This window comes from Chromobacterium sp. IRSSSOUMB001 (genome assembly GCF_023507765.1).
Taxonomy (GTDB): Bacteria; Pseudomonadota; Gammaproteobacteria; order Burkholderiales; family Chromobacteriaceae; genus Chromobacterium; species Chromobacterium haemolyticum.
Genome location: NZ_JALCYU010000001.1, coordinates 79785 through 101247 on the forward strand (window position 1 = coordinate 79785; position 21463 = coordinate 101247).

Genomic DNA, 21463 nt, shown 5'->3' on the forward strand with positions numbered 1-21463 from the left:
TTTCGCCTTGTCTCGCTCTTGCTCGCGAGACTTTGGACCGGTTCGGAGCGGGGGCATTGGCTGGCCGCGGACGGTATTATCGGGTACTGTTGAGGGTTTGGATTGGCGCGGGCGGCGCGCCTCCATAAAATGACAGGGCAAACCCCAAAATCGCCCTACGCTGGAGAAACCCGAAAATGGCCATCATCCGTCAGGAAGACTTCGTGCAAAGCATTGCCGACGCCTTCCAGTTCATCAGCTATTACCACCCCAAAGATTATATCGACGCGCTGTACCAGGCGTATCTGAAGGAAGAGAGCCCGGCGGCCAAGGACGCCATGGCGCAGATCCTGATCAACAGCCGCATGTGCGCCGAAGGCAAGCGCCCGATCTGCCAGGATACCGGCATCGCCGTGGTGTTCCTGAAAGTGGGCATGAAGGTGCAGTGGGACGCCGAATTGTCGGTGCAGGAGATGGTGAACGAAGGCGTGCGCCGCGCTTACCTGAACCCGGACAACAAGCTGCGCGCCTCGGTGCTGTTGGATCCGGCCGGCAAGCGCCAGAACAGCAAGGACAATACCCCGGCGGTGGTGCATTTCGAGATCGTCGAAGGCGACAGCGTGGAAGTGACCTGTGCCGCCAAGGGCGGCGGCTCGGAGAACAAATCCAAGTTCTACGCGCTGAATCCGTCCGACTCCATCGTGGACTGGGTGCTGAAGACCGTGCCCACCATGGGCGCCGGCTGGTGTCCGCCGGGCATCCTCGGCATCGGCATCGGCGGCACGCCGGAGAAGGCGATGCTGCTGGCCAAGGAAAGCCTGATGAGCCACGTGGACATTCAGGATTTGAAAGCCAAGGCCGACAGCGGCGCGGAACTGAGCCGCGTGGAGCAACTGCGCCTGGAGCTGTTTGAAAAGGTCAACGCGCTGGGCATCGGCGCCCAGGGCCTGGGCGGCCTGACCACGGTCTTGGACGTGAAGATTCTGGATTACCCCACCCACGCGGCCAGCCTGCCGGTGGCGATGATCCCCAACTGCGCGGCCACCCGCCACGTGCACTTCCACCTGGACGGCAGCGGCCCGGCCATGCTGGAAGCGCCCCGCCTGGAAGACTGGCCGGACATCACTTACGACAACTCCAACGGCAAGCGCGTCAACCTGGACGCCATCACCCCGGAAGAAGTGCAAAGCTGGCAGCCGGGCGACGTGCTGCTGCTCAACGGCAAGATACTCACCGGCCGCGACGCCGCGCACAAGCGCATGGTGGACATGCTGAACAAGGGCGAGAAGCTGCCGGTGGACTTCACCAACCGCTTCATCTACTACGTGGGCCCGGTGGATCCGGTGCGCGACGAAGTGGTGGGCCCGGCCGGCCCCACCACCGCCACCCGCATGGACAAGTTCACCCGCCAGATGCTGGAGCAAACCGGCTTGCTGGGCATGATAGGCAAGGCCGAGCGCGGCCCCATCGCGATTGAGGCGATCAAGGACAACAAGGCGGTCTATCTGATGGCCGTCGGCGGCTCCGCCTACTTGGTGTCCAAGGCGATCAAGGCGTCCAAGGTCGTGGCCTTCGAAGATCTGGGCATGGAAGCCATTTACGAGTTCGAGGTCAAGGACATGCCGGTGACGGTGGCGGTGGATTCCTGTGGGTCCAGCGTGCACAACACCGGCCCGGCCGAGTGGCGCGTGAAGATTGGCAAGATCCCGGTCATCCCGGTGTAAAGCCTGGATGAAAGAAACGGTCGCCTTCGGCGGCCGTTTTTGTTTGTGCCGCTGGCGCTTGAAAATGGTTTGATCCAGACCAAGGTCGGGCGGCGAACCGTCGCCTATGCTCGACGGCACACCCTTATTTTCCTGCCCGCATGCTGACCGAGTTTTCATTGATCCTGACGCTGTTGCAGCAGATGTGCGTTTACCTGGTGATCGCCTATCTGCTGTCCAAGACGCCGCTGTTCATCCCGCTGACCCAGGTCACCATCCGCCTGCCGCACAAGCTGGTGTGCTACCTGGTGTTCTCGGTGTTCTGCGTGATGGGCACTTACTTCGGCCTGCACATCGACGATTCCATCGCCAACACCCGCGCCACCGGCGCGGTGCTGGGCGGCATGCTGGGGGGGCCGTGGGTGGGATTGGCGGTGGGCTTCACCGGCGGGCTGCACCGCTATTCGCTGGGCGGCGTCACCGCCGGCGCTTGCATGGCGTCCACCATGGCGGAAGGCTTGCTGGGCGGGCTGGTGCATCTTTACTTCGTGCGGCGCGGCCAAGTGGGAAGGGTGTTCGACCCGTTGGCGGTGGCAGCGGTGGCGCTGCTGGCCGAATGCATGCAGATGTTGATCCTGCTGGCGGCGGTCAAGCCCTTCGCCGCGGCCTGGCATCTGGTGCGCAGCATCGCGCTGCCGATGATGATAGCCAACACTCTGGGCGCGGCGATGTTCATGCGCATCCTGCTGGACCGGCGCGCGCTGGCGGAGAAGTATTCCTCCGCCTTCTCTTCCAAGGCGCTGCAGATCGCCGCCCGCGCCGAGGGCGTGCTGCGCCACGGCTTCGACCGCGACAATTGCATGACCATGGCGCGCATCCTGTACGAGGAGCTGGGCGTGGGCGCGGTGGCGCTGACCGACCGCGAGCGGCTGCTGGCCTTCATCGGCGCCGGCGCCGACCACCACTTGGCGGGCACGCCCATCACCTCGCCGCTGACCCAGCGCGCCATTGCCGACAATCAGGTGGTGTACGCGGACGGCAACGAGACGCCGTACCGCTGCTCCATCAGCCCGGCTTGCAAGCTGGGCTCCTCGCTGGTGATTCCCTTGCGCGGCGAGGACGAACGGGTGATCGGCACCATCAAGCTGTACGAGACGCGCAACAAACTGTTTTCCGGCATCAACCTGACCCTGGGCGAGGGCATTGCCCGGCTGCTGTCCAATCAGATTCTGCAAGGCAAGTACGAGCAGCAGAAACAGCTGCTGGCCCAAACCGAGATCAAGCTGCTGCACGCCCAGGTCAACCCGCATTTCCTGTTTAACGCGCTCAATACGCTGTCCGCGGTGATACGCCGCAACCCGGAGCATGCGCGCCAGTTGGTCCAATACCTGTCCACCTTTTTCCGCAAGAACCTGAAGCGCTCCAGCGAGATGGCCACGCTGGGCGACGAGATAGACCATGTCAGCGCCTATCTGCGCATTGAGGAGGCCCGCTTCGCCGGCCGGCTGCAAGTGGAGATCGAGGCGCCGGAGGCGGCGCGCCGGGCCGAGCTGCCGGCGTTTTCCCTGCAGCCGCTGGTGGAAAACGCAATCAAGCACGGCACTTCCCAACTGCTGGAGCCGGGGCGCATCCGCATCGCAGCCCGCTGCGACGCGCAAGGCCTGCGGGTGACGGTGGAGGACAACGCCGGGCTCTACCGCAAGCCGGAGCAGAGCGACGGCCTGGGCATGTCGCTGGTGGACCGCCGCATCCGAGCCCGTTACGGCGAGGCCTACGGGGTGGCGGTGGACTGCGCGCCGGAGCTTTACACCCGGGTCAGCCTGCTGCTGCCCTGCCGCTGTCCGCGGGCGGACGCCAAGCGCGCCGGAGCGGCGGCATGAGCGCGGCCGGCCTGCCCAGCGCGCTGCTGGTGGACGACGAACCGCTGGCGCGCGATGAGTTGCGTCAGCTGCTGCAAGCCGCCGGCGGCCTGGACATCGTCGGCGAGTGCGGCAACGCGGTGGAGGCCATTGCCTTCATCCATCGCCGCAAGCCGGACGTGGTGTTTCTGGATATCCAGATGCCGCGCATCAGCGGCCTGGAAATGCTGGCGATGCTGGACCCGGAGTCCATGCCGCAAGTGGTGTTCGTCACCGCCTACGACGCCTACGCGCTGCAGGCTTTCGAGGAACACGCCTGCGATTACCTGCTCAAGCCGGTGGACCCGGCGCGGCTGGCCAAGACTCTGGCGCGGCTGCGCCAGCGCGCCGCGCCGCCGCCGGCGGCGGTATGCGGCTTGGCGCCGTTAAGCCTGATTCCCTGCCAGGGCGTCAATCGCATCGTGCTGTGCCGGCTGGAAGAGGTGGCCTATGTCTGTTCCCGGCTCAGCGGCGTGTACGTGGTGGACGCCGCCGGTGTGGAACGCTTTACCGAGCTGACGCTGCGCACGCTGGAAGAGCGCACGGATTTGTTCCGCTGTCACCGGCAATACCTGGTGCGTTTGTCCGCGATCCGGGAAATCCTGTTCGGCGACAACGGCGTGGCCACCGTCTGCACGCTGGACGGCCACAGCTTGCCGGTCAGCCGCCGTTATCTGAAACCCTTGAAGGACGCATTGGGTATCGCGAGCTAGCGTCCACCCGTCCGAATGCGCCGCGCAGCCGCCGCGGGTGTGCTACACCTCAGTCCAGGGGGAACATTCGATGGCAAAACAATTACTGCTATGCGCGGCCTGGGCGCTGGGCTGCGCGCCCGGCCTGCTCCACGCCTGCAACGGCACGGCGACCCAGGACAGTTCGCCGAACATCACCCGGCCGGACCTGCACGGCATCGCCGTCTTTCTGCCGCAATTGCTGGAGAACAATCAGAACAGCCCGTTCGCCGAACTACTGCAAGCGGTGGCCAAGCATTACAAGGAAGGCAAGATCAGTTTCAGCATCGAGCCGGTCAAACGCGTCTACATGGACACCAACGACAAGAACGCGGACTTCCGTTTCCCCATTATGAAGTTGCGCGAAGGCGCCGACGACGCCACGCCCTACCAGTTCACCAAGGAGATGCTGGGCAAGGTCACTTTCGTGCTCTACACCCACAAGACCAAGCCGCTGGACCGGGAGGATGTGCTGCGCATGGCCAATCTGGCCAAATACGATATCGAGGCGCCGCCGGTGAACTGGGGTTTTCCCAGCAGAAGCGTGGTCAATCTGGAGCTGTCGCTGAAAAAGCTGAACCTGGGCCGGGTGGACGGAGTGTTGTGGGCGCAGGAGGAGGCGGATTACCTGGTGCGCAAGTTCAAGCTGAGCAATATCCGCCGCGCCAAGTTCGACGATTACCCCGATATGTTGTACATGAATTGCAACCGTCGTGGCGATTTCGTCAATCAGGTGTTGAGCCGAGCCATCCGCGCCGCGCGCGCCAGCGGCGATCTGCAGAAAGCCTACGCCAAGGTGCATAAGCCGTATCAGGACTGGCAGCCCTGAGCGCCGCTCGCTCCGCTCCAGCCGCCGCTGGCGACGCCATGCTGCCGCTGGCGACGCCATGCTGCCGCTGAGCCGGTTTCCGCCCCACGGAGGCCGCGCCCGCGCGTAAGTTCCGGGTGAGACTATCACCGGAGCTGACAAAAATGGATCACGCATTGACCTTCGTGATCGCCACCCTTTGCATACTTGCCATCTGCTACCGCCTGTACGGGGTGTTCTTCACGCGCAAGGTATTGGGTGTCGATGATAGCGCCGTGACCCCGGCGCACGAGTTGCAGGACGGCAAGGACTATGTGCCCACCAGCAAGTGGGTGGCGTTCGGCGGCCACTTCGCCGCCATCGCGGCGGCCGGCCCGCTGGTGGGGCCGGTGCTGGCCGCCCAGTACGGCTATCTGCCCAGCATGTTGTGGTTGCTGATAGGCTGTGTGATCGGTGGCGCGGTGCACGACACCGTGGTGCTGTTCGCCTCGATGAAGCATCACGGCAAATCGCTGTCGGAAGTGGCCAAGACCGAACTCGGCCCCTGGGCCGGCTGGTGCACCGGCCTGGCCATGCTGTTCATCATCACCATCACCATGGCCGGCCTGTCCATGGTGGTGGTGCATGCGCTGGAGCGCAATCCCTGGGGCGCGTTCGCGGTGAGCATGACCATTCCCATCGCCATCGCCGTCGGCCTGTGGGAGCGCGTCACCGGCAGTATGAAGAACGCCAGCTATGTCGGCGTCGCCGCCATCATGGCCTGCGTGTTCGCCGGCCCTTACATCCAGGGCACCGCGCTGGGCGAGCTGCTGACGCTGAAGGCGTCCACCGTGTCCCTGCTGCTGCCCGTCTACGCCTTCTTCGCCACCGCGTTGCCGGTGTGGATGCTGCTGACCCCACGCGCCTGTCTGTCCAGCTTCATGAAGATAGGCGTGTTCGGCCTGTTGGTGGTGGGCGTGGTGTTCATCAACCCGCAAATCCAGTTCCCCGCCGTCACCCAGTTCATCCACGGCGGCGGCCCGGTGCTGGCCGGCCCGGTATGGCCGTTCATCTCCATCACCATCGCCTGCGGCGCCATTTCCGGCTTCCACGCCTTCATCGGCTCCGGCACCACGCCCAAGCAGATAGACCGCTGGAGCGACATCCTGCCGGTGGGCTTCGGCGCGATGCTGGCCGAATGCGTGGTGGGGGTGATGGCGCTGATCGCCGCCACCGCGCTGCACCCGGCGGATTACTTCGCCATCAACTCCGCGCCGGACGCCTTCGCCAAGCTGGGCATGCAGGTGGTGAACCTGCCGCAGCTGTCGCAGGAAATCGGCCTGGACCTGTACGGCCGCACCGGCGGCGCGGTGACGCTGGCGGTGGGCATGGCGGACATCTTCACCCGCATTCCCTGGTTCCATAATCTGGCGTCCTACTTCTTCCAGTTCATGGTGATGTTCGAAGCGGTGTTCATCCTCACCGCCATCGATTCCGGCACCCGCGTCGCCCGCTATCTGATTCAGGACTTCGTCGGCGACGCCTGGGCGCCGCTCAAGCGCACCGACTGGATGCCCGGCGCCATCGGCGCCTCGGTGGTGGCCTGCCTGCTGTGGGGCTATCTGCTGAACTCCGGCGACATCAATTCGGTGTGGGCGCTGTTTGGCGTGTCCAATCAGCTGATGGCGTCCATCGGCCTGATCATAGGCGCCACCATCATCCTGAGGCTGTCGCACAATCGCGCCTACATGATGACCTGCCTAGTGCCGCTGGCTTATCTCTACGTCACCGTCAACTACGCCGGCTACTGGATGATCAAGCACGTTTACCTGAACCCGGCGGCCAAGGGTTACAACCTGTTCAATGCCGCCATTTCCATCACCATGCTGGCGTTGGGCCTGGTGATCCTGCTCTCCGCCTGCCGCAAGTGGATGGAGCTGCTGGCGCGGCCGGCGCCGGACGCGAGCCGGGAACTGGCCGCCGCCAAGGTTTGAGCCGCTTGATCAAAATTGGGGTAAGACTTGGCCCGCTGGAAACAGCGGGCCTTTTTTACGCCAGGGCCGTGAGAGTCTGTTTAGGTTCTTGCGAGCAAGAACGAGACTTTGAACAGGCCCTGAGAAAGCCGGAGGGCGCTTTCCCTGGGCCTGGGGATGTCAGCGCTTGGTGACGTAGTCGGGCAGAGCGCTGATCTTCTTCTCGTAGTCCGGCACGTCGATCTTCCCGGCGTTGTTGCCGTTGCCCTGAATCATCGACGGAATCGCCACTGAATGTCGCGCCATAAGCCAACCCAGGACGGTTTCATCCGCCTCGTCGGGAGCTTGTGGCCCGGTGATGGATTCATATCCTAAGGTGCTATCCAGTGTGACGTTGCGGCCAAACAGGCGGCTCATCTCCCTGAGCGCCGCGGCCTCGTCGCTGAGCGGCTGGCTGGTGCGGAACAATTGGGGTAGAGCGGTTCTAGGCACGTAGATGCGCATCATGATGCCGCGAGAGCGGGGGTTGTCGTTGTCCAGCGCGTAGCCGTAAGCGACTTCCGGATTGCCGGCGATGTAGAAGCCCTTCCAGATCGGTGGTAGCTCCTGGGTGCGGGGCGTGATGCCGCCGGTGACGATGCTTCTCGCTGCGATGGTTGAGCCGCCGTGATAGCCGGCGAAGACATAGCCCTGGTCCAGCAGCCGCTGATGGGTGGCCAGCAGGCGCTCCTGGCTCCAGTTGCGGGTGGTGCCGTTGGCGAGGAATTCCACCGGCTCGCCCGGCGCGAAGAAGCTTGAGCCGGGGTGGTACTCGAGGTTGACGTGGGCGCCGTCGGCGTTGGCGGCGGCGCAAGGCTCGCTGTCGGCCGGGCAGGTCAGCGACAGCACGTCCGCTCTTTGCGCGTCATCGGCGCTGGCGCCAGGATGATAGTCGAGGTAGGTGTCCAGAAGGGCCTCCGCCTCGGCCAGGCCTTCGCGGGCGAGTCCCGGCGTTTCGCGCACCGCGGTGCCCAATTGCTCCAGCGCCACCGGGTCTTGCGCGCCGCTGACCGGGCGGGAATGGATCAAGTCATCGACCACCTGGCGGAAACGGTCGAAGGACAGCCGGGTGGCGATGTATAGCCCGACGATGTTTTCCACCCGGAAGCCGCAAGCGGACAGCTCTTCCCAGCCCCTGGGCTGGCGGCTGCGGGCCAGCGACTCCAGCGGGATGCCGCAGACGCGGTGGGCGGACAGCGCGCCCAGTGCGTTTTCCTTGCTGAAGTGCACCCGGTGCTGGATGGGCGCTTTGGCCAGCGGCTTGAATTCATTGATCTGCGGCTTGCCGGCCACCACCTTGTACAGCGCGCCTTCCCAGGTCTTGTTCAACTGGCAGCGGTTTTGGGTGACGTAGTTGTAGATGGCGTCCAGCGGGTCCAGCCAGCACAGCAGGACGCCGCTATGCCATTCGCTCCAGCGCTTTTGGCGGTTGTGCTGCGCTGGCGCGGCGGTGTAGCCCACGCCCGGCCAAGACAGGATGATGTCATTCCTCGGATTGGCGGAGCTGAACGCCAGCTTGGCCTTGTCCGGCCAGCGCGCCAGCGCGGTGTCGTCCAGGTCCACGCTGTACAGTGGCGAGTGATCGACGATCTTCTTATTGCTGTCCATGTCCATGATGAACAGCTTGATGCTGGTGGGCGCGTCTTTGCCGATGGGCACCGCCCAATTCAGCGTGAACCATTCAGTGCGGCGCTTATGCGTGAATTTCTTGACCTTGCCGTCCGGGGTGGCCAGTTCAATGGTCAAGGTGCCCGGCGCGTGACCGGTGCCCTGGCCGTCGTTGATCCGGACCTTGGCGAAATCGTCGATCTTGATGGTGGCGCTGTTATTGGCGGCGGTGGTGAAACGGTCTTGCACGAACATCGAGTAATACAGCACGCCTTCGTCCGGCGACGGGGTGATTTGCAGCGGCAATGAGGTGCTGATGAATTTACCCGGTTCCGCCGGGGAGAGAATGCAGTTGTCCACGCATTGTTTGAAGATTTCGAAATCGGTTTTGATGACGGAACTGGCGGCTTGTTTGAAACTGGCTGTTTGTGCCGTTCCGGCGGCAAAGGGGCTGGCTTCGTCGGTTTCGCACGCGGACAATAAGGGAATCAGGCCCGCGGCAAGGGCAAGGCTTTTATACAATCGCATATGGCGCTCCTAAGTGATGGAATGAAGCGAGCGAGCCATTGTTGTGATCATTTTTTTAAATGATTGAATTTTGTATTTACAGTATTCCGGTGTTTGTTTTTTAAGGTCAATGGTAAATAATTACAGTTCTATGTCATTGATTTTGATTGTTAAATTGATTTTTAGGAAAGTATTAAATAAAGATAGTTGTGTAAGAACATTGTCGTTTTTTCTATTGGTTCGATGGCTGGGGTTTTGAATGTGGATGGCATTTTATTGGGCGAGGGTTTTTTTATTGCGGGGAGAGAATGGAAAGCGGAATGGCGATGCGGTTTCAATCCGACCACCTTGGCTTGACGTAATGCGCCGGCGTGTCAACAATTTCCGTCTGCGTACCGCTGCGGCATTGTCAGTGTCGGCGTAGGCGTTAATGGCGGGCGCTGGCGGGGAGCCTCTCTGTGGGCTGCCGGTTCCGATATGCCGGTCTGTCAACCCTGCCAGATGCCTGCCACTCCCGCTTGCTTGTCCAAGATGGAGTCTGGCCGGGTGACAAACATTCGGGATCTATTGTCTGTGTTGGTGCACGCGTCAATGGCGGGCGCTGGCGGGGAGCCCTTGCGGGCTGCCGGTTCCGATATGCCGGTCTGCTAACCCTGTCAGCTGCCTGCCGCTCCATTTACGGTATTTGGAGGAGGAATGCCTGAGACGGCTAAGCTGCGGACCGCGCCGCCTTGACTTATCCTCCCCGCTCGCCAACAATCCCCGCGTGCCGTCGCAATCTCGGCACAAGGGGTTTAGCAGCTCTTCTCGTATCTTGGACAGACCAAGCCACTTCGTCGTGGCTTGGTTTGTGTCGGCGCACGCGCAAATGGCAGGTGCCGGCGGGGAGCCCCTCCGTGGGCTGCCGGTTCCAAGATGCCGGTCTGCTAACCTCGCCAGGTGCCTGCCACTCCCGTTTAGCAGCGGGACACAGGCTTAACCCATCTTGGAGGTGTAAGCCATGATTGATTCGAATCGCGTTCCGCGAACCTTGTTTTCCCCCGACCCTGACAAGCTGTAAGCTGGCTACCGCCGCGTTTTTAGAGCCTGTTCAAAGTCTCGCGAGCTAGGGCGAGACAAGGCGAAAACGGCTGAGAAAGCGGAATGTACTTGTGGTACATGAGCATTTCGAAGACGGTTTCAACGCCGTATCGCCGACGCGCAGCAGACTTTGAACAGGCTCTAAGCGCTGAGCCTCTTGCTGTGCCCTTTGGCCCGTATGTCGTCGCGCCGCATGGCAAGACGGTGGCGGCGCCTTGGCCGGGGCATGCGGACGTCTCAATAGCGCGTTGGCAGGGCATGGCAAGGCCAAGCGGCGGGAGATCCCCGCCGGGGAAAGCTTGAGCCGTCGTTTGGCGACAAACGACGGCTTTTTGCGTTTTTGGTGACTATTTCTCGCGCTGGGAGCCATCGGCGACGGCCACTAACAACCGTCAGGGGGTGCCGGCTTTCTCCGCGTGCGTATGGAATCCGCTGCGCGGATGTTGATTTGCATTGCCGGGGCTGCCCGGCGGGCAGGGAAAGGATATTTGTGTGGCCAAATATCCTCTCCACTCCTAAAGGCCACCCTGCAAGCCTGGCCTGCGGCTCCCCGCCGGTTCCCGTCAGGCCCGAGGCGCGGCTGAACTCTCTACGTGCGAATCTTCGACTCGCTCAGTGATGGCGCGCTACCGTCGCGCTGCTCGAACAGGCAGCCGCTTAAAACCTCGGGCCTGCCACCCGTCGGCAGGCTTGAAGGGACCCGTGTCACGTCGGATACGTGGTTTCCTGTGCTGCTAAACAAGGCTGAGCGCATTGGGCAAAGATCGTGAACCGGCCCTCAACGCATAAACCGCAGCGGCAGGCCCTGGCAGTCCGGCTGGATGCGGCCCTGGAACCAGGCCAATTGGCCGGAGACGATGGTGGTGTTGACCGCGTGCCGGAAGGCCAGATACGGAAACGGAGTCCAGCCGCAATGGGCCAGCAACGGGTCATGGCAGACTGGACGCGGCGCCGGCAGACGTTCCACCAGCGTCAGATCGGCCCAATAGCCTTCGCGCAGATGGCCGCGTTCGGCGATGGCGAAGCGCGTGGCCACCGCGTGACTGGTCTTGTCCACCAGTTGCGGCAGCGTCAGTTCGCCGTCGGCCACCAGTTCCAGCAGTGCCGGCAGCGCGTGCTGGACCAGCGGCAGGCCGGCCGGAGCTTGCATGTAGGGCTGCTGTTTTTCCTCCCAGGCATGCGGCGCGTGATCGGTGCCTATCAGGTCGATGCGGCCGTCGCGCAGCGCCTGGCGCAGCGCGTCGCGGTCGGCGCGGCTCTTGATCGCCGGATTGCATTTGATCAGGTGGCCCAGGCGGGCATAGTCGCTGTCGTCCAGCAGCAGGTGGTGGACGCAGGCTTCGGCGGTGATGCGCTTGCTGGCGACGGGGCCGGGCTGGAACAACTCCAGTTCGCGCGCGCTGCTCAGGTGCAACACATGCAGCTGGCTGCCGTGGCGCCGCGCCAGTTCCACCGCCAGCCGGGTAGATTGGTAGCAGGCTTCGACGTCGCGGATCAGCGGGTGTTGGTCCGGCGGGATGTCGTCGCCGAAGCGCAGCCGCCAGGCGGCTTCGCGTTCGCGGATGCGCGGCGTGTGTTCGCAGTGGGTGAGGATGGGAAGCGGGCAAGAGGCGAACAGCCGTTCCAGCGCGGCCGGGTCGTCCAGCAGCAGGTCGCCGGTGCTGGCGCCCATGAACACTTTGACGCCGGCGGCGCGGTTGGGCGGCAGCGCGGCGATCAGGTCCAGATTGTGGCGGGTGGCGCCCAGATGGAAGCCGTAATTGGCCACCGAGCCGGCGGCGGCGCGGCTTTCCTTGTCCGCCAGCGCCTCCAGGCTGGTGGTGGCCGGCCGGGTGTTGGGCATGTCCATGAAGCTGGTGATGCCGCCGGCCACCGCGGCGCGGGATTCGCTGGCGATGCCGCCCTTGTGCGGCGCGCCGGGTTCGCGGAAGTGGACCTGGTCGTCGATCATGCCGGGCAGCAGCCATTGGCCGGCGGCGTCGATGTCGATGTCGCCGGGGCGGCCGGGCAGGCTGGCGTCAATGCGGCGGATGCGGCCGTTGCCGACGCGCAGGTCGGCTTCCCACTCGCGGCCGTCGCTGACCAGGCGGGCGTTGCGGATCAGGATGTCGCTCATTCAGAACTCGTTTTGCAGTGCTTTGTAGCCGCGTACCAGCTCGCTGTTGGCGCGCAGCACGTCTTCGGAGAATTCGGCGGCGGAGACGCTGGCCTTGGGCAGGCGCGCGGTGTCGCTGGCCGCGCCTATGCGTTCGGTGGAGGCCACGTAGCAGCCGGCCGGCAGTTCGCAGCCGTCCACCACCGCGTTGTGGCGCACCACGCAGCCGTCGCCGACGCGGCAGTTGAACAGCACGCTGTTGAAGCCGATGAAGACGCGTTCGCCCACGGCGCAGGGGCCGTGGATGATGGAGCGGTGGGCGATGGAGGTGTGCGCGCCGATGGCGACGGCGGCGCCGGCCTTGGAGTGGATGACCACGCCGTCCTGGATATTGGAGTGGGGGCCGATGACGATGGCTTCCATTTCGCCGTTGGCGTCCACTTCGTCGGCGCGGATCACCGCGTAGGGGCCGATGAAGACATTGTCGTGGACGATGATCTTGCCGCAGAGGATGGCGGTTTTGTCGACGTAGGCGGATTCGGCGATTACCGGCAGGTGGCCGGAGGGGTTCTTGCGTATCAAGCGCTGCTCCCTGAGAGTGTGTTCACGATCTGCTGCGCTGCGGCGATACGGCGTTGAGAACATCTTCGAAATGCTCATGTACCGAATGTACATTCCGCTTTCTCAGCTGTTCTCGCCTTGTCTCGCTCTTGCTCGCGAGATCGTGGATAAGTTATGAGAGTCGGCTAGCCGCCACCGCGTCGTGCGGGTGCAGGCTTTCCTGATGGCGGACGTCGACCCGGCTCAGGCCGTGGCCGGCCAGCGCCGCTTGCAGCCGGCGCGCGGCGTCTTCCACATACATCAGATTGGCGCCGTTGAGGGCGGCGAAGGCTTGTTCGTCGGCGCGCTTGACCGCGGTTTGCACCGGGGTGGCCAGCGCTTGCTCGGCCAGGTCTATGCGCGCCGCCAGGTCCCAGCCGGCGGCGTCGGCGGCGATATCGAAACGCAAGCGCGCCTGGCTGCGCTGGCTGTGCGGGGTGGCCAGGGTGGCGTGTTCCAGCAGCCAGTCGTAAACCGCGTCCGGCGTGGCCGCGCCGTCCTGTTGGCGGAAGGCGTCGGCGATCAGCCGGCGCGCCAGCGCGGCGGAGCAGGGGCAGGTGGAGGAGTAGGCGATTTCCACCTCGGCCCACAGTCGGCAGCCGTCGCCATCGAGTTCGGCGCCCAGCGCCGCCGGGTAGGCTTTCCAGCCGGACAGGCCCGGCGTGACCAGCGCCGGGCGCTGGCACAAGAGTTCGAAGCGGAATTCGGCGCGGGCGGCGTTGCTGCCGCAGTCGGCGTGGCTGTCCTCCATCTCTTGCAGCAGCCGGCTGAGGGCGGCCGGGCTCAGCGGCGCGGCGTCGGCGTGGGGCTGCAGCAGCCGGTAGAGCCGGGACATGTGTATGCCCTTGATCGCCGGCCGGGGCAGATTGACTTGCACGCTGGCGCGGGCGGCGACGCAGCCGTGGGCGGCGTCCGCCAGCCGCAGCGGCAGTGCGATGCCGTCCATGCCCACCCAGTTCAAGGGCAAGAGCGCGGCGGCGCCGCCGCTGCGCGCGATATCGGGCAGCGGGGCGTTCATGCGGGGTCCTCGGCGGCGCTTTCCAGAGGCGGGAATGGGTCCGGCAGCAGCGCCCAGGCGGCGGGACCGGCGGCCATTTCGGCCTCGTCCAGCAGGCAGTCGTCCAATTGCCGGCGCAGTTCGGCTTCGTTCATGGCGATGCCGATCAGCACCAGCTCCTGGCGCGCGTCGCCGATGCCGTCCCGCCAGTGGCTTTCGATCTGGCGCAGGCTGTCTTCGTCCTGCGGCCAGTATTCGCGCGGGGTGGCGGCCCACCATTGGCCGGCCAGCTCGTGGCGGCACACCGCGCCGGCCTGCGACCACAGCTGGGCGTGGGCCGGGCGGCTGGCCAGCCAGAAATAGCCTTTGGAGCGCAGCACGCCCGGCCATTCCCGCTGTGCCAGCTCGAAGAAGCGCTGCGGGTGGAAGGGGCGGCGCGCGCGGTAGACGAAGCTGGCGATGCCGTATTCCTCGGTTTCCGGCGTGTGCTCGCCGCGCAGCTCGCTGAGCCAGCCGGGCGCGTCGGCGGCGGCGTCGAAGTCGAACAGGCCGGTGTTGAGCACCGCGTCCAGCGGCACCTGGCCGAAGCGGGCTTCGACGATGCGGGCGCGCGGGTTGAGCTGACGCAGAATGCCGGCCAGCCGCTCCTGGTCCGCGGCGTTGATCAGATCGGTCTTGTTGAGCACGATCACGTCGCAGAACTCCACTTGTTCAATCAACAGATCCGCCACCGTGCGTTCGTCGGCCTCGCCCAGCGATTCGCCGCGCTGCCGCAGATGGTCGCGCGAGGCGTAGTCGCGCAGGAAGTGACAGGCGTCCACCACGGTGACCATGGTGTCCAGCCGCGCGGAGTCGGCCAGGCTGCGGCCCTGCTCGTCGGCGAAGGTGAAGGTTTCCGCCACCGGCAGCGGTTCGGCGATGCCGGTGGATTCGATCACCAACTGGTCGAAGCGGCCTTCGCGCGCCAGCCGCGACACTTCCAGCAGCAGGTCTTCGCGCAGGGTGCAGCAGATGCAGCCATTGCTCATTTCCACCAGTTTTTCCTCGGTGCGGGACAGCGCGGCGCCGCCTTCGCGCACCAGGGCGGCGTCGATATTGACCTCGCTCATATCGTTGACGATCACCGCCACGCGGCGGCCTTCGCGGTTGTTGAGGATGTGGTTGAGCAAGGTGGTCTTGCCGGCGCCGAGGAAGCCGGACAGCACGGTGACAGGCAGTCTGGGGTCTAGCGAGGCGGAAGAGGGCGTGGGCGTCATGGCATGGGTCCGATTGAGTGATGGCGATGCGGATGGCGAGAGCGCTGGGCTGTCGTTGTTTTTGTTATGTTATAACATTTTATTTTTCGACGGCAAGGGTCGAATATCGCCACTAGTTCTTTCTGGCTAGTTCTTCTCGCCAAAGTACTAACCGCGACTAGTGCCAATGCGCCGCCCGGCGTCGACCTTCGGCGAATGTCGATGCTTGTCGCTAGGTTCTAAGCTTGCAATCAAGTGAAAAGGTCCGTTTCCCCCGGTGGCTGGAGCCGCCGGCCCGCGCGGCGCGGACCCCGATATTTGGAGGCAAGATGAGTCACTTTCTCGACCGTTTGAATTTACTGGGCAAGATCCGCTCCACCTTTGCCAATGGTCATGGCGCCGTCGTCAACGAGGATCGCGGTTGGGAAAACGCCTACCGCCAGCGCTGGCAGCACGACAAGGTGGTGCGTTCCACTCACGGCGTGAACTGCACCGGTTCCTGTAGCTGGAAGGTGTATGTGAAGAACGGCCTGATCACCTGGGAAACCCAGCAGACCGATTACCCGCGCACCCGGCCGGACCTGCCCAATCACGAACCGCGCGGTTGCCCGCGCGGCGCATCCTACAGCTGGTACGTCTACTCCGCCCAGCGCGTCAAATATCCGATGATCCGAGGCCGTCTGGCCAAACTGTGGCGCGAAGCGCGCCAGACTCTGAGCCCGGTGGAGGCGTGGGAAAAGATCAGCCAGACGCCGGAACTGGCCAAGCAGTACAAGTCCAAGCGCGGCCAGGGCGGTTTCGTGCGCGCCAGTTGGGACGAGGCCAACGAGATCGTGGCCGCCGCCAACGCCTTCACCATCAAGAAATACGGTCCGGACCGGGTGGTGGGCTTCTCGCCGATCCCGGCGATGTCCATGGTGTCCTATGCCGCCGGCAGCCGCTACCTCAGCCTGATCGGCGGGGTGCCGCTGTCCTTCTACGACTGGTACTGCGATTTGCCGCCGGCCAGCCCGCAGACCTGGGGCGAGCAGACCGACGTGGCCGAGTCCGCGGACTGGTACAACTCCACCTATCTGATGGTGTGGGGCTCCAATGTGCCGATGACCCGCACCCCGGACGCCCACTTTTACACCGAGGTGCGCTACAAGGGCACCAAGACGGTGGCGGTGTCCAGCGACTTTGGCGAAATGGCCAAGTTCGGCGACATCTGGATGGCGCCCAAGCAGGGCACCGACGCCGCGATGGCAATGGCGATGGGCCATGTGATCTTCAAGGAATTCCACCTTGATAATCCGTCTGGCTACTTCACCGACTACATCCGCCGCTACACCGACATGCCGATGCTGGTGGCGCTGAAGCAAGACGGCGAGCGCTGCATTCCGGACTACTTCCTGCGCGCCTCCCATCTGGAGGGCAGCCTGGGCGAAGACAACAACCCGGATTGGAAAACCCTGCTGATCGACGAGGTCAGCGGCGACATCGTCGCGCCCAACGGTTCCATTGGCTTCCGCTGGGGCCAGGCCGAGGGCAAGGCCGGCAAGTGGAACCTGGAACAGAAGGACGGCGGCAACGGCCGGGAGGTGTCCGCCAAACTGTCGCTGATCAAGGAAAGCGACGCGGTGGTGGGCGTGGGCTTCCCTTACTTCGGCGCGGAGCACGATGAACTGCTGACCCGCAATGTGCCGGCCAAGCGCATTCGCCTGGCCGACGGCAGCGAAACCCTGGTGGCCACGGTGTTCGACCTGATGGCGGCCAACTACGGCATAGACCGCGGCCTGGGCGGCGGCAATGTCGCCGTCGACTACATGGACGACGTGCCCTACACCCCGGCCTGGCAGCAAAAGCACACCGGCGTGAAGCCGGAGCTGGTGATCCAGGTGGCGCGCGAGTTCGCGCAGAACGCGGACCAGACCCAGGGCAAATCCATGGTCATCGTCGGCGCGGCGCTGAACCACTGGTACCACATGGACATGACCTACCGCGGCATCATCAATATGTTGATGCTGTGCGGCTGCATCGGCCAGTCCGGCGGCGGCTGGTGCCACTACGTGGGCCAGGAAAAACTGCGCCCGCAAACCGGTTGGGCTCCGCTGGCCTTCGCCGGCGACTGGAACCGCCCGGCGCGGCAGATGAACGGCACCAGCTTCTTCTACGCGCACACTAGCCAGTGGCGGCATGAAAAACTGGGCGTGGGCGAAATCCTTGCGCCCACCGCCGACGGCCGCATGGCCGGAATGGCGCTGATCGATTACAACGCCAAGGCCGAACGCATGGGCTGGCTGCCGTCCGCGCCGCAGCTGTCCGCCAACCCGCTGGACGTGACCCGCGCTGCGGACGCCGCCGGCCAGGACGCCGCCGCCTACGTGGTGGACGGCCTCAAGTCCGGCAAGCTGGACCTGGCCTGCAACGACCCGGACAACCCGCAGAACTTCCCGCGCAATATGTTCGTGTGGCGTTCCAACATCCTGGGCAGCTCCGGCAAGGGCCACGAATACTTCCTCAAATACCTGCTGGGCACCCAGAACGCGGTGCTGAACTCGGAAGACGATTGCATCAAGCCCACCGAGATCACCGTGCGCCCGGCGGCGGAAGGCAAGCTGGACCTGCTGGTGGTGCTGGACTTCCGCATGTCCACCACCTGCTTGTACGGCGACGTGGTGCTGCCCACCGCCACCTGGTACGAGAAGGACGACCTCAACACCTCGGACATGCACCCCTTCATCCACCCGCTGTCCGAAGCGGTGCAGCCGCTGTGGCAGTCCCGCACCGACTGGGAAATCTACAAGGGTTTCGCCAAGAAGCTGTCCGAGCTGGGCAAGGACTACCTGGGCGTGCAGAAGGATCTGGTGCTGACCCCGCTGATGCACGATACCCCGGAAGAACTGGGCCAGCCTTTCGATCCCAAGGACTGGAAAAAAGGCGAGTGCGAGCCGATGCCGGGCAAGACCATGCCCAAGATGACGGTGGTGGAGCGCGACTACGGCGCGATCTACGACAAGTTCACCACCATTGGTCCCTTGCTGGAAAAAGCCGGCAACGGCGGCAAGGGCATCAGCTGGAAAACCGGCCATGAAGTGGACATCCTGCGCGGCCTGAATCAGGTGGCCAGCCAAGGCGCCGGCAAGGGCCAGCCCAAGCTGGAAACCGCGATCGACGCCGCCGAGATGATTCTGACCCTGGCGCCGGAAACCAACGGCCATGTGGCGGTAAAGGCCTGGGACGCTTTGTCCAAGATCACCGGCCGCGACCACACCCACCTGGCCAAGCCGCGCGAGCACGACAGCATCCGCTTCCGCGACGTGCAGGCGCAGCCGCGCAAGATCATTTCCTCGCCCACCTGGTCCGGCCTGGAAAGCGAAGAAGTCAGCTACAACGCCGGCTACACCAATGTGCACGAGCTGATTCCCTGGAGAACCATCACCGGCCGCCAGCAGTTCTACCAGGATCACCAGTGGATGCGCGCCTTCGGCGAAGGCCTGTGCGTGTACAAGCCGGCGGTGGACCTGAAAACCACCCAGGCGGTGCTGGGCAAGCACGGCAACGGCAACCACGAACTGGTGCTGAACTTCCTGACCCCGCACCAGAAATGGGGCATCCACAGCACGTATTCCGACAACCTGCGCATGCTGACGCTGAGCCGCGGCGGCCCGCACGTATGGCTGTCCGAGGACGACGCCAAGAAGGCCGGCATCGTGGACAACGACTGGATCGAGGTGTTCAACGTCAACGGCACGCTGACCGCCCGCGCCGTGGTGTCGCAGCGGGTGCCGCAGGGCATGACGCTGATGTACCACGCCCAGGAGAAGATCGTGAACGTGCCAGGCGCGGAAGTGTCCGGCAAGCGCGGTGGCATCCACAACTCGGTAACCCGCGCGGTGACCAAGCCCACCCACATGATAGGCGGCTACGCGCAGCTGTCCTGGGGCTTCAACTACTACGGCACCGTGGGCGCCAACCGCGACGAATTCGTGGTGGTGCGCAAGATGAACACAGTGGACTGGATGGATAGTCCGGCAGGAGAGCAACAATGAAAATCCGCGCTCAAATCGGCATGGTGTTGAATCTGGACAAGTGCATTGGCTGCCACACTTGTTCGGTCACCTGCAAGAACGTCTGGACCAGCCGCGACGGCATTGAATACGCCTGGTTCAACAACGTGGAAACCAAGCCCGGCATCGGCTACCCCAAGGAATGGGAAAACCAGGAAAAGTGGAAGGGCGGCTGGGTGCGCCAGCCCAACGGCAAGCTGGAGCCGCGTCAGGGCGGCCGGCTGAAAATCCTGGGCAATATCTTCGCCAACCCCAATATGCCGGGGATAGACGATTACTACGAGCCGTTCACCTACGACTACGAACACCTGCAGAACGCGCCGGAAATGCAGACCCCGCCCACTGCGCGGCCGGTGTCGGTGCTGACCGGCAAGAAGATGGACAAGATCGAATGGGGCCCGAACTGGGAGGACGACCTGGGCGGCGAATTCGCCAAGCGCAGCAAGGACGCTCTGTTCGAAGGCATCCAGAAGGAAATGTACTCGGCCTTCGAGAACACCTTCATGATGTATCTGCCGCGGCTGTGCGAGCACTGTCTGAACCCGGCCTGCGTCGCGTCCTGTCCGTCCGGTTCCATCTATAAGCGCGAAGACGACGGCATCGTGCTGATCGATCAGGACAAATGCCGCGGCTGGCGCATGTGCGTGTCCGGCTGCCCGTACAAGAAGATCTATTACAACTGGACCTCCGGCAAGGCTGAGAAGTGCACCTTCTGCTACCCGCGCATCGAGGGCGGCCAGCCGACGGTGTGCTCGGAAACCTGCGTCGGCCGCATCCGCTATCTGGGCGTGCTCTTGTACGACGCCGACAAGATAGACGAAGCCGCCGCGGTGGAAGACCCGAAGAGCCTGTACGAGGCGCAGCTGGGCGTGTTCCTGGACCCGAACGCGCCGGAAGTGATCGCCGAGGCGCAGAAGCAGGGCATTCCGCAAAGCTGGCTGGACGCCGCGCAGCGCTCCCCGGTTTACAAGATGGCGATGGAGTGGAAAGTGGCTTTCCCGCTGCACCCGGAATACCGGACCCTGCCGATGGTGTGGTACATCCCGCCGTTGTCGCCCATCCAGTCCGCGATGGAAAACGGTCTGATCGGCGAGAACGGCATCATCCCGGACGTCAAGGATCTGCGCATCCCCATCCAGTACCTGGCCAATCTGCTGACGGCAGGCAAGGAAGAGCCGGTGGTGAAAGCGCTGGAAACCATGGTGGCGATGCGGCGCTATATGCGCAAGAAGAGCGTGGAGAAGGTGTCCGACGCCGCCACCCTCAAGGGCACCCATTTGAATCCGGCCCAGGTGGAGGAAATGTACCAGGTGATGGCCATCGCCAATTACGAAGACCGCTTCGTGATTCCGTCCAGCCACAAGGAACTGGTGGAAAACACTTTCGAGGACAAGGCGTCCTGCGGCTTCACCTTCGGCAACGGCTGCTCCGGCGGCGAGTCCGACGCCAGCTTGTTCGGCAAGAAGAAAGCCACCCCCATTGTGTTCCACGACATGCGGCGCGACCGCAAGTCCAATTCCGGTCAGTGAGGGAGAACGCCATGCGCATCTATCAAGCCTTATCCGCCCTGCTGTGCTACCCGGAGCCGGACCTGGTCGCGGCGGCGGACGACATCCGCGTCGAAGTCGCGGCGGAGCCGCGCATCGCCCGGCTGCTGGAGCCGCTGCTGCTGTCCTTGGAAGGCGAGGATCTGATCACCCTGCAAGAACGCTATGTGCAGACCTTCGACCGCAACCCCAGCCATTCGCTGCATCTGTTCGAGCACATCCACGGCGAGGACCGCGCCCGCGGTCAGGCCATGGTGGACCTGCTGGCCGAATACCAGGCCCAGGGCTTCGAGCCGGCGGGCAACGAGCTGCCGGACTACCTGCCGCTGTTCCTGGAGTTTCTGGCGCAGTGTCAGCCGGAGGAGGCAGCCCGGCTGCTCTCCGACGCGGTGCACGTGATCGCCCACGTGGCCGGCAAGCTGGCCGACAGTCACTCCCACTACGCCGGCGTGCTGCAGGGCCTGGTGCTGCTGTCGCCGGTGACGCCGGAGGCGCTGACCGTGCCGCCGGTGCGCGACATGGACGAGATGCTGGAGACCTTCGGCCCCGGCGCCGACGGCGTGGAGCCGCTGCTGAAGCCGGCGCGGCCGGCCATCGCCCCGGTGAATTTTTACCCGCAGCGGCCGCAGGGCTGA

At 64.2% G+C, this 21463-nt stretch carries 13 protein-coding genes; 8 read left to right on the forward strand and 5 right to left on the reverse strand.

Annotated features, from left to right (window positions below; all coding sequences use genetic code 11):
* Nucleotides 1-176: 176 nt before the first annotated feature.
* The 5 genes from MOV80_RS00395 (at nucleotide 177) to MOV80_RS00415 (ending at nucleotide 7092) form a co-directional block, all read left to right on the forward strand.
* Entirely contained in the window at nucleotides 177-1703 is a 1527-nt protein-coding gene (locus MOV80_RS00395; RefSeq protein ID WP_107731684.1) for a fumarate hydratase, read from the forward strand.
* A 140-nt stretch (nucleotides 1704-1843) separates the two neighbouring features.
* A complete protein-coding gene (locus tag MOV80_RS00400) occupies nucleotides 1844-3562 on the forward strand; it encodes a sensor histidine kinase (protein ID WP_118266772.1) in 1719 nt (572 codons plus the stop codon).
* Nucleotides 3559-4293 (forward strand): two-component system response regulator BtsR, encoded by a 735-nt coding sequence (gene btsR / locus MOV80_RS00405; RefSeq protein ID WP_240314973.1) that lies wholly within the window; start codon nucleotides 3559-3561, stop codon nucleotides 4291-4293. The genes MOV80_RS00400 and btsR overlap by 4 nt, the downstream gene beginning before the upstream one ends.
* 70 nt (nucleotides 4294-4363) lie before the next feature.
* Nucleotides 4364-5140, forward strand: coding sequence for a hypothetical protein (locus MOV80_RS00410; protein WP_249604748.1), 777 nt, complete (start codon nucleotides 4364-4366; stop codon nucleotides 5138-5140).
* Nucleotides 5141-5283: 143 nt separating this feature from the next.
* Entirely contained in the window at nucleotides 5284-7092 is a 1809-nt protein-coding gene (locus tag MOV80_RS00415) for a carbon starvation protein A (RefSeq protein ID WP_249604749.1), read from the forward strand.
* Nucleotides 7093-7251: 159 nt separating this feature from the next.
* Here the strand turns inward: MOV80_RS00415 and MOV80_RS00420 are convergent, their stop codons facing one another.
* The 5 genes from MOV80_RS00420 to zigA all read right to left on the reverse strand — a co-directional run bounded on the left by MOV80_RS00420 (nucleotide 7252) and on the right by zigA (nucleotide 15253).
* Nucleotides 7252-9246 carry an exotoxin A binding domain-containing protein gene (locus tag MOV80_RS00420; protein ID WP_118266775.1) on the reverse strand — a complete coding sequence of 665 codons (1995 nt, stop codon included), beginning with the start codon at nucleotides 9244-9246 and terminating at the stop codon, nucleotides 7252-7254.
* Nucleotides 9247-11083: 1837 nt separating this feature from the next.
* Entirely contained in the window at nucleotides 11084-12421 is a 1338-nt protein-coding gene (locus MOV80_RS00425; protein ID WP_118266777.1) for a dihydroorotase, read from the reverse strand.
* Nucleotides 12422-13060, reverse strand: a complete 639-nt coding sequence (locus MOV80_RS00430) for a hypothetical protein (RefSeq protein ID WP_249604750.1) — start codon at nucleotides 13058-13060, stop codon at nucleotides 12422-12424. It lies immediately after the preceding gene.
* Between the two features lie 73 nt (nucleotides 13061-13133).
* On the reverse strand, nucleotides 13134-14018 hold the full coding sequence (folE2, locus tag MOV80_RS00435) for a GTP cyclohydrolase FolE2 (protein ID WP_249604751.1): 885 nt from the start codon (nucleotides 14016-14018) through the stop codon (nucleotides 13134-13136).
* Nucleotides 14015-15253, reverse strand: a complete 1239-nt coding sequence (gene zigA / locus MOV80_RS00440) for a zinc metallochaperone GTPase ZigA (protein WP_191186386.1) — start codon at nucleotides 15251-15253, stop codon at nucleotides 14015-14017. Before zigA ends, folE2 begins: the two co-directional genes overlap by 4 nt.
* Nucleotides 15254-15561: 308 nt before the next feature.
* Between zigA and MOV80_RS00445 the strand changes: the two genes are divergently transcribed.
* From MOV80_RS00445 to narJ, 3 genes are read left to right on the forward strand one after another with little or no spacing between them, the layout of a single operon-like run.
* Nucleotides 15562-19263: a nitrate reductase subunit alpha gene (locus MOV80_RS00445; protein WP_249604752.1), complete on the forward strand. Its 3702-nt coding sequence runs from the start codon at nucleotides 15562-15564 to the stop codon at nucleotides 19261-19263.
* Nucleotides 19260-20810: a nitrate reductase subunit beta gene (gene narH, locus MOV80_RS00450; RefSeq protein WP_249604753.1), complete on the forward strand. Its 1551-nt coding sequence runs from the start codon at nucleotides 19260-19262 to the stop codon at nucleotides 20808-20810. Before MOV80_RS00445 ends, narH begins: the two co-directional genes overlap by 4 nt.
* A gap of 11 nt (nucleotides 20811-20821) precedes the next feature.
* Complete coding sequence (gene narJ, locus MOV80_RS00455; RefSeq protein ID WP_118266788.1) at nucleotides 20822-21463, forward strand: nitrate reductase molybdenum cofactor assembly chaperone; 642 nt, start codon at nucleotides 20822-20824, stop codon at nucleotides 21461-21463.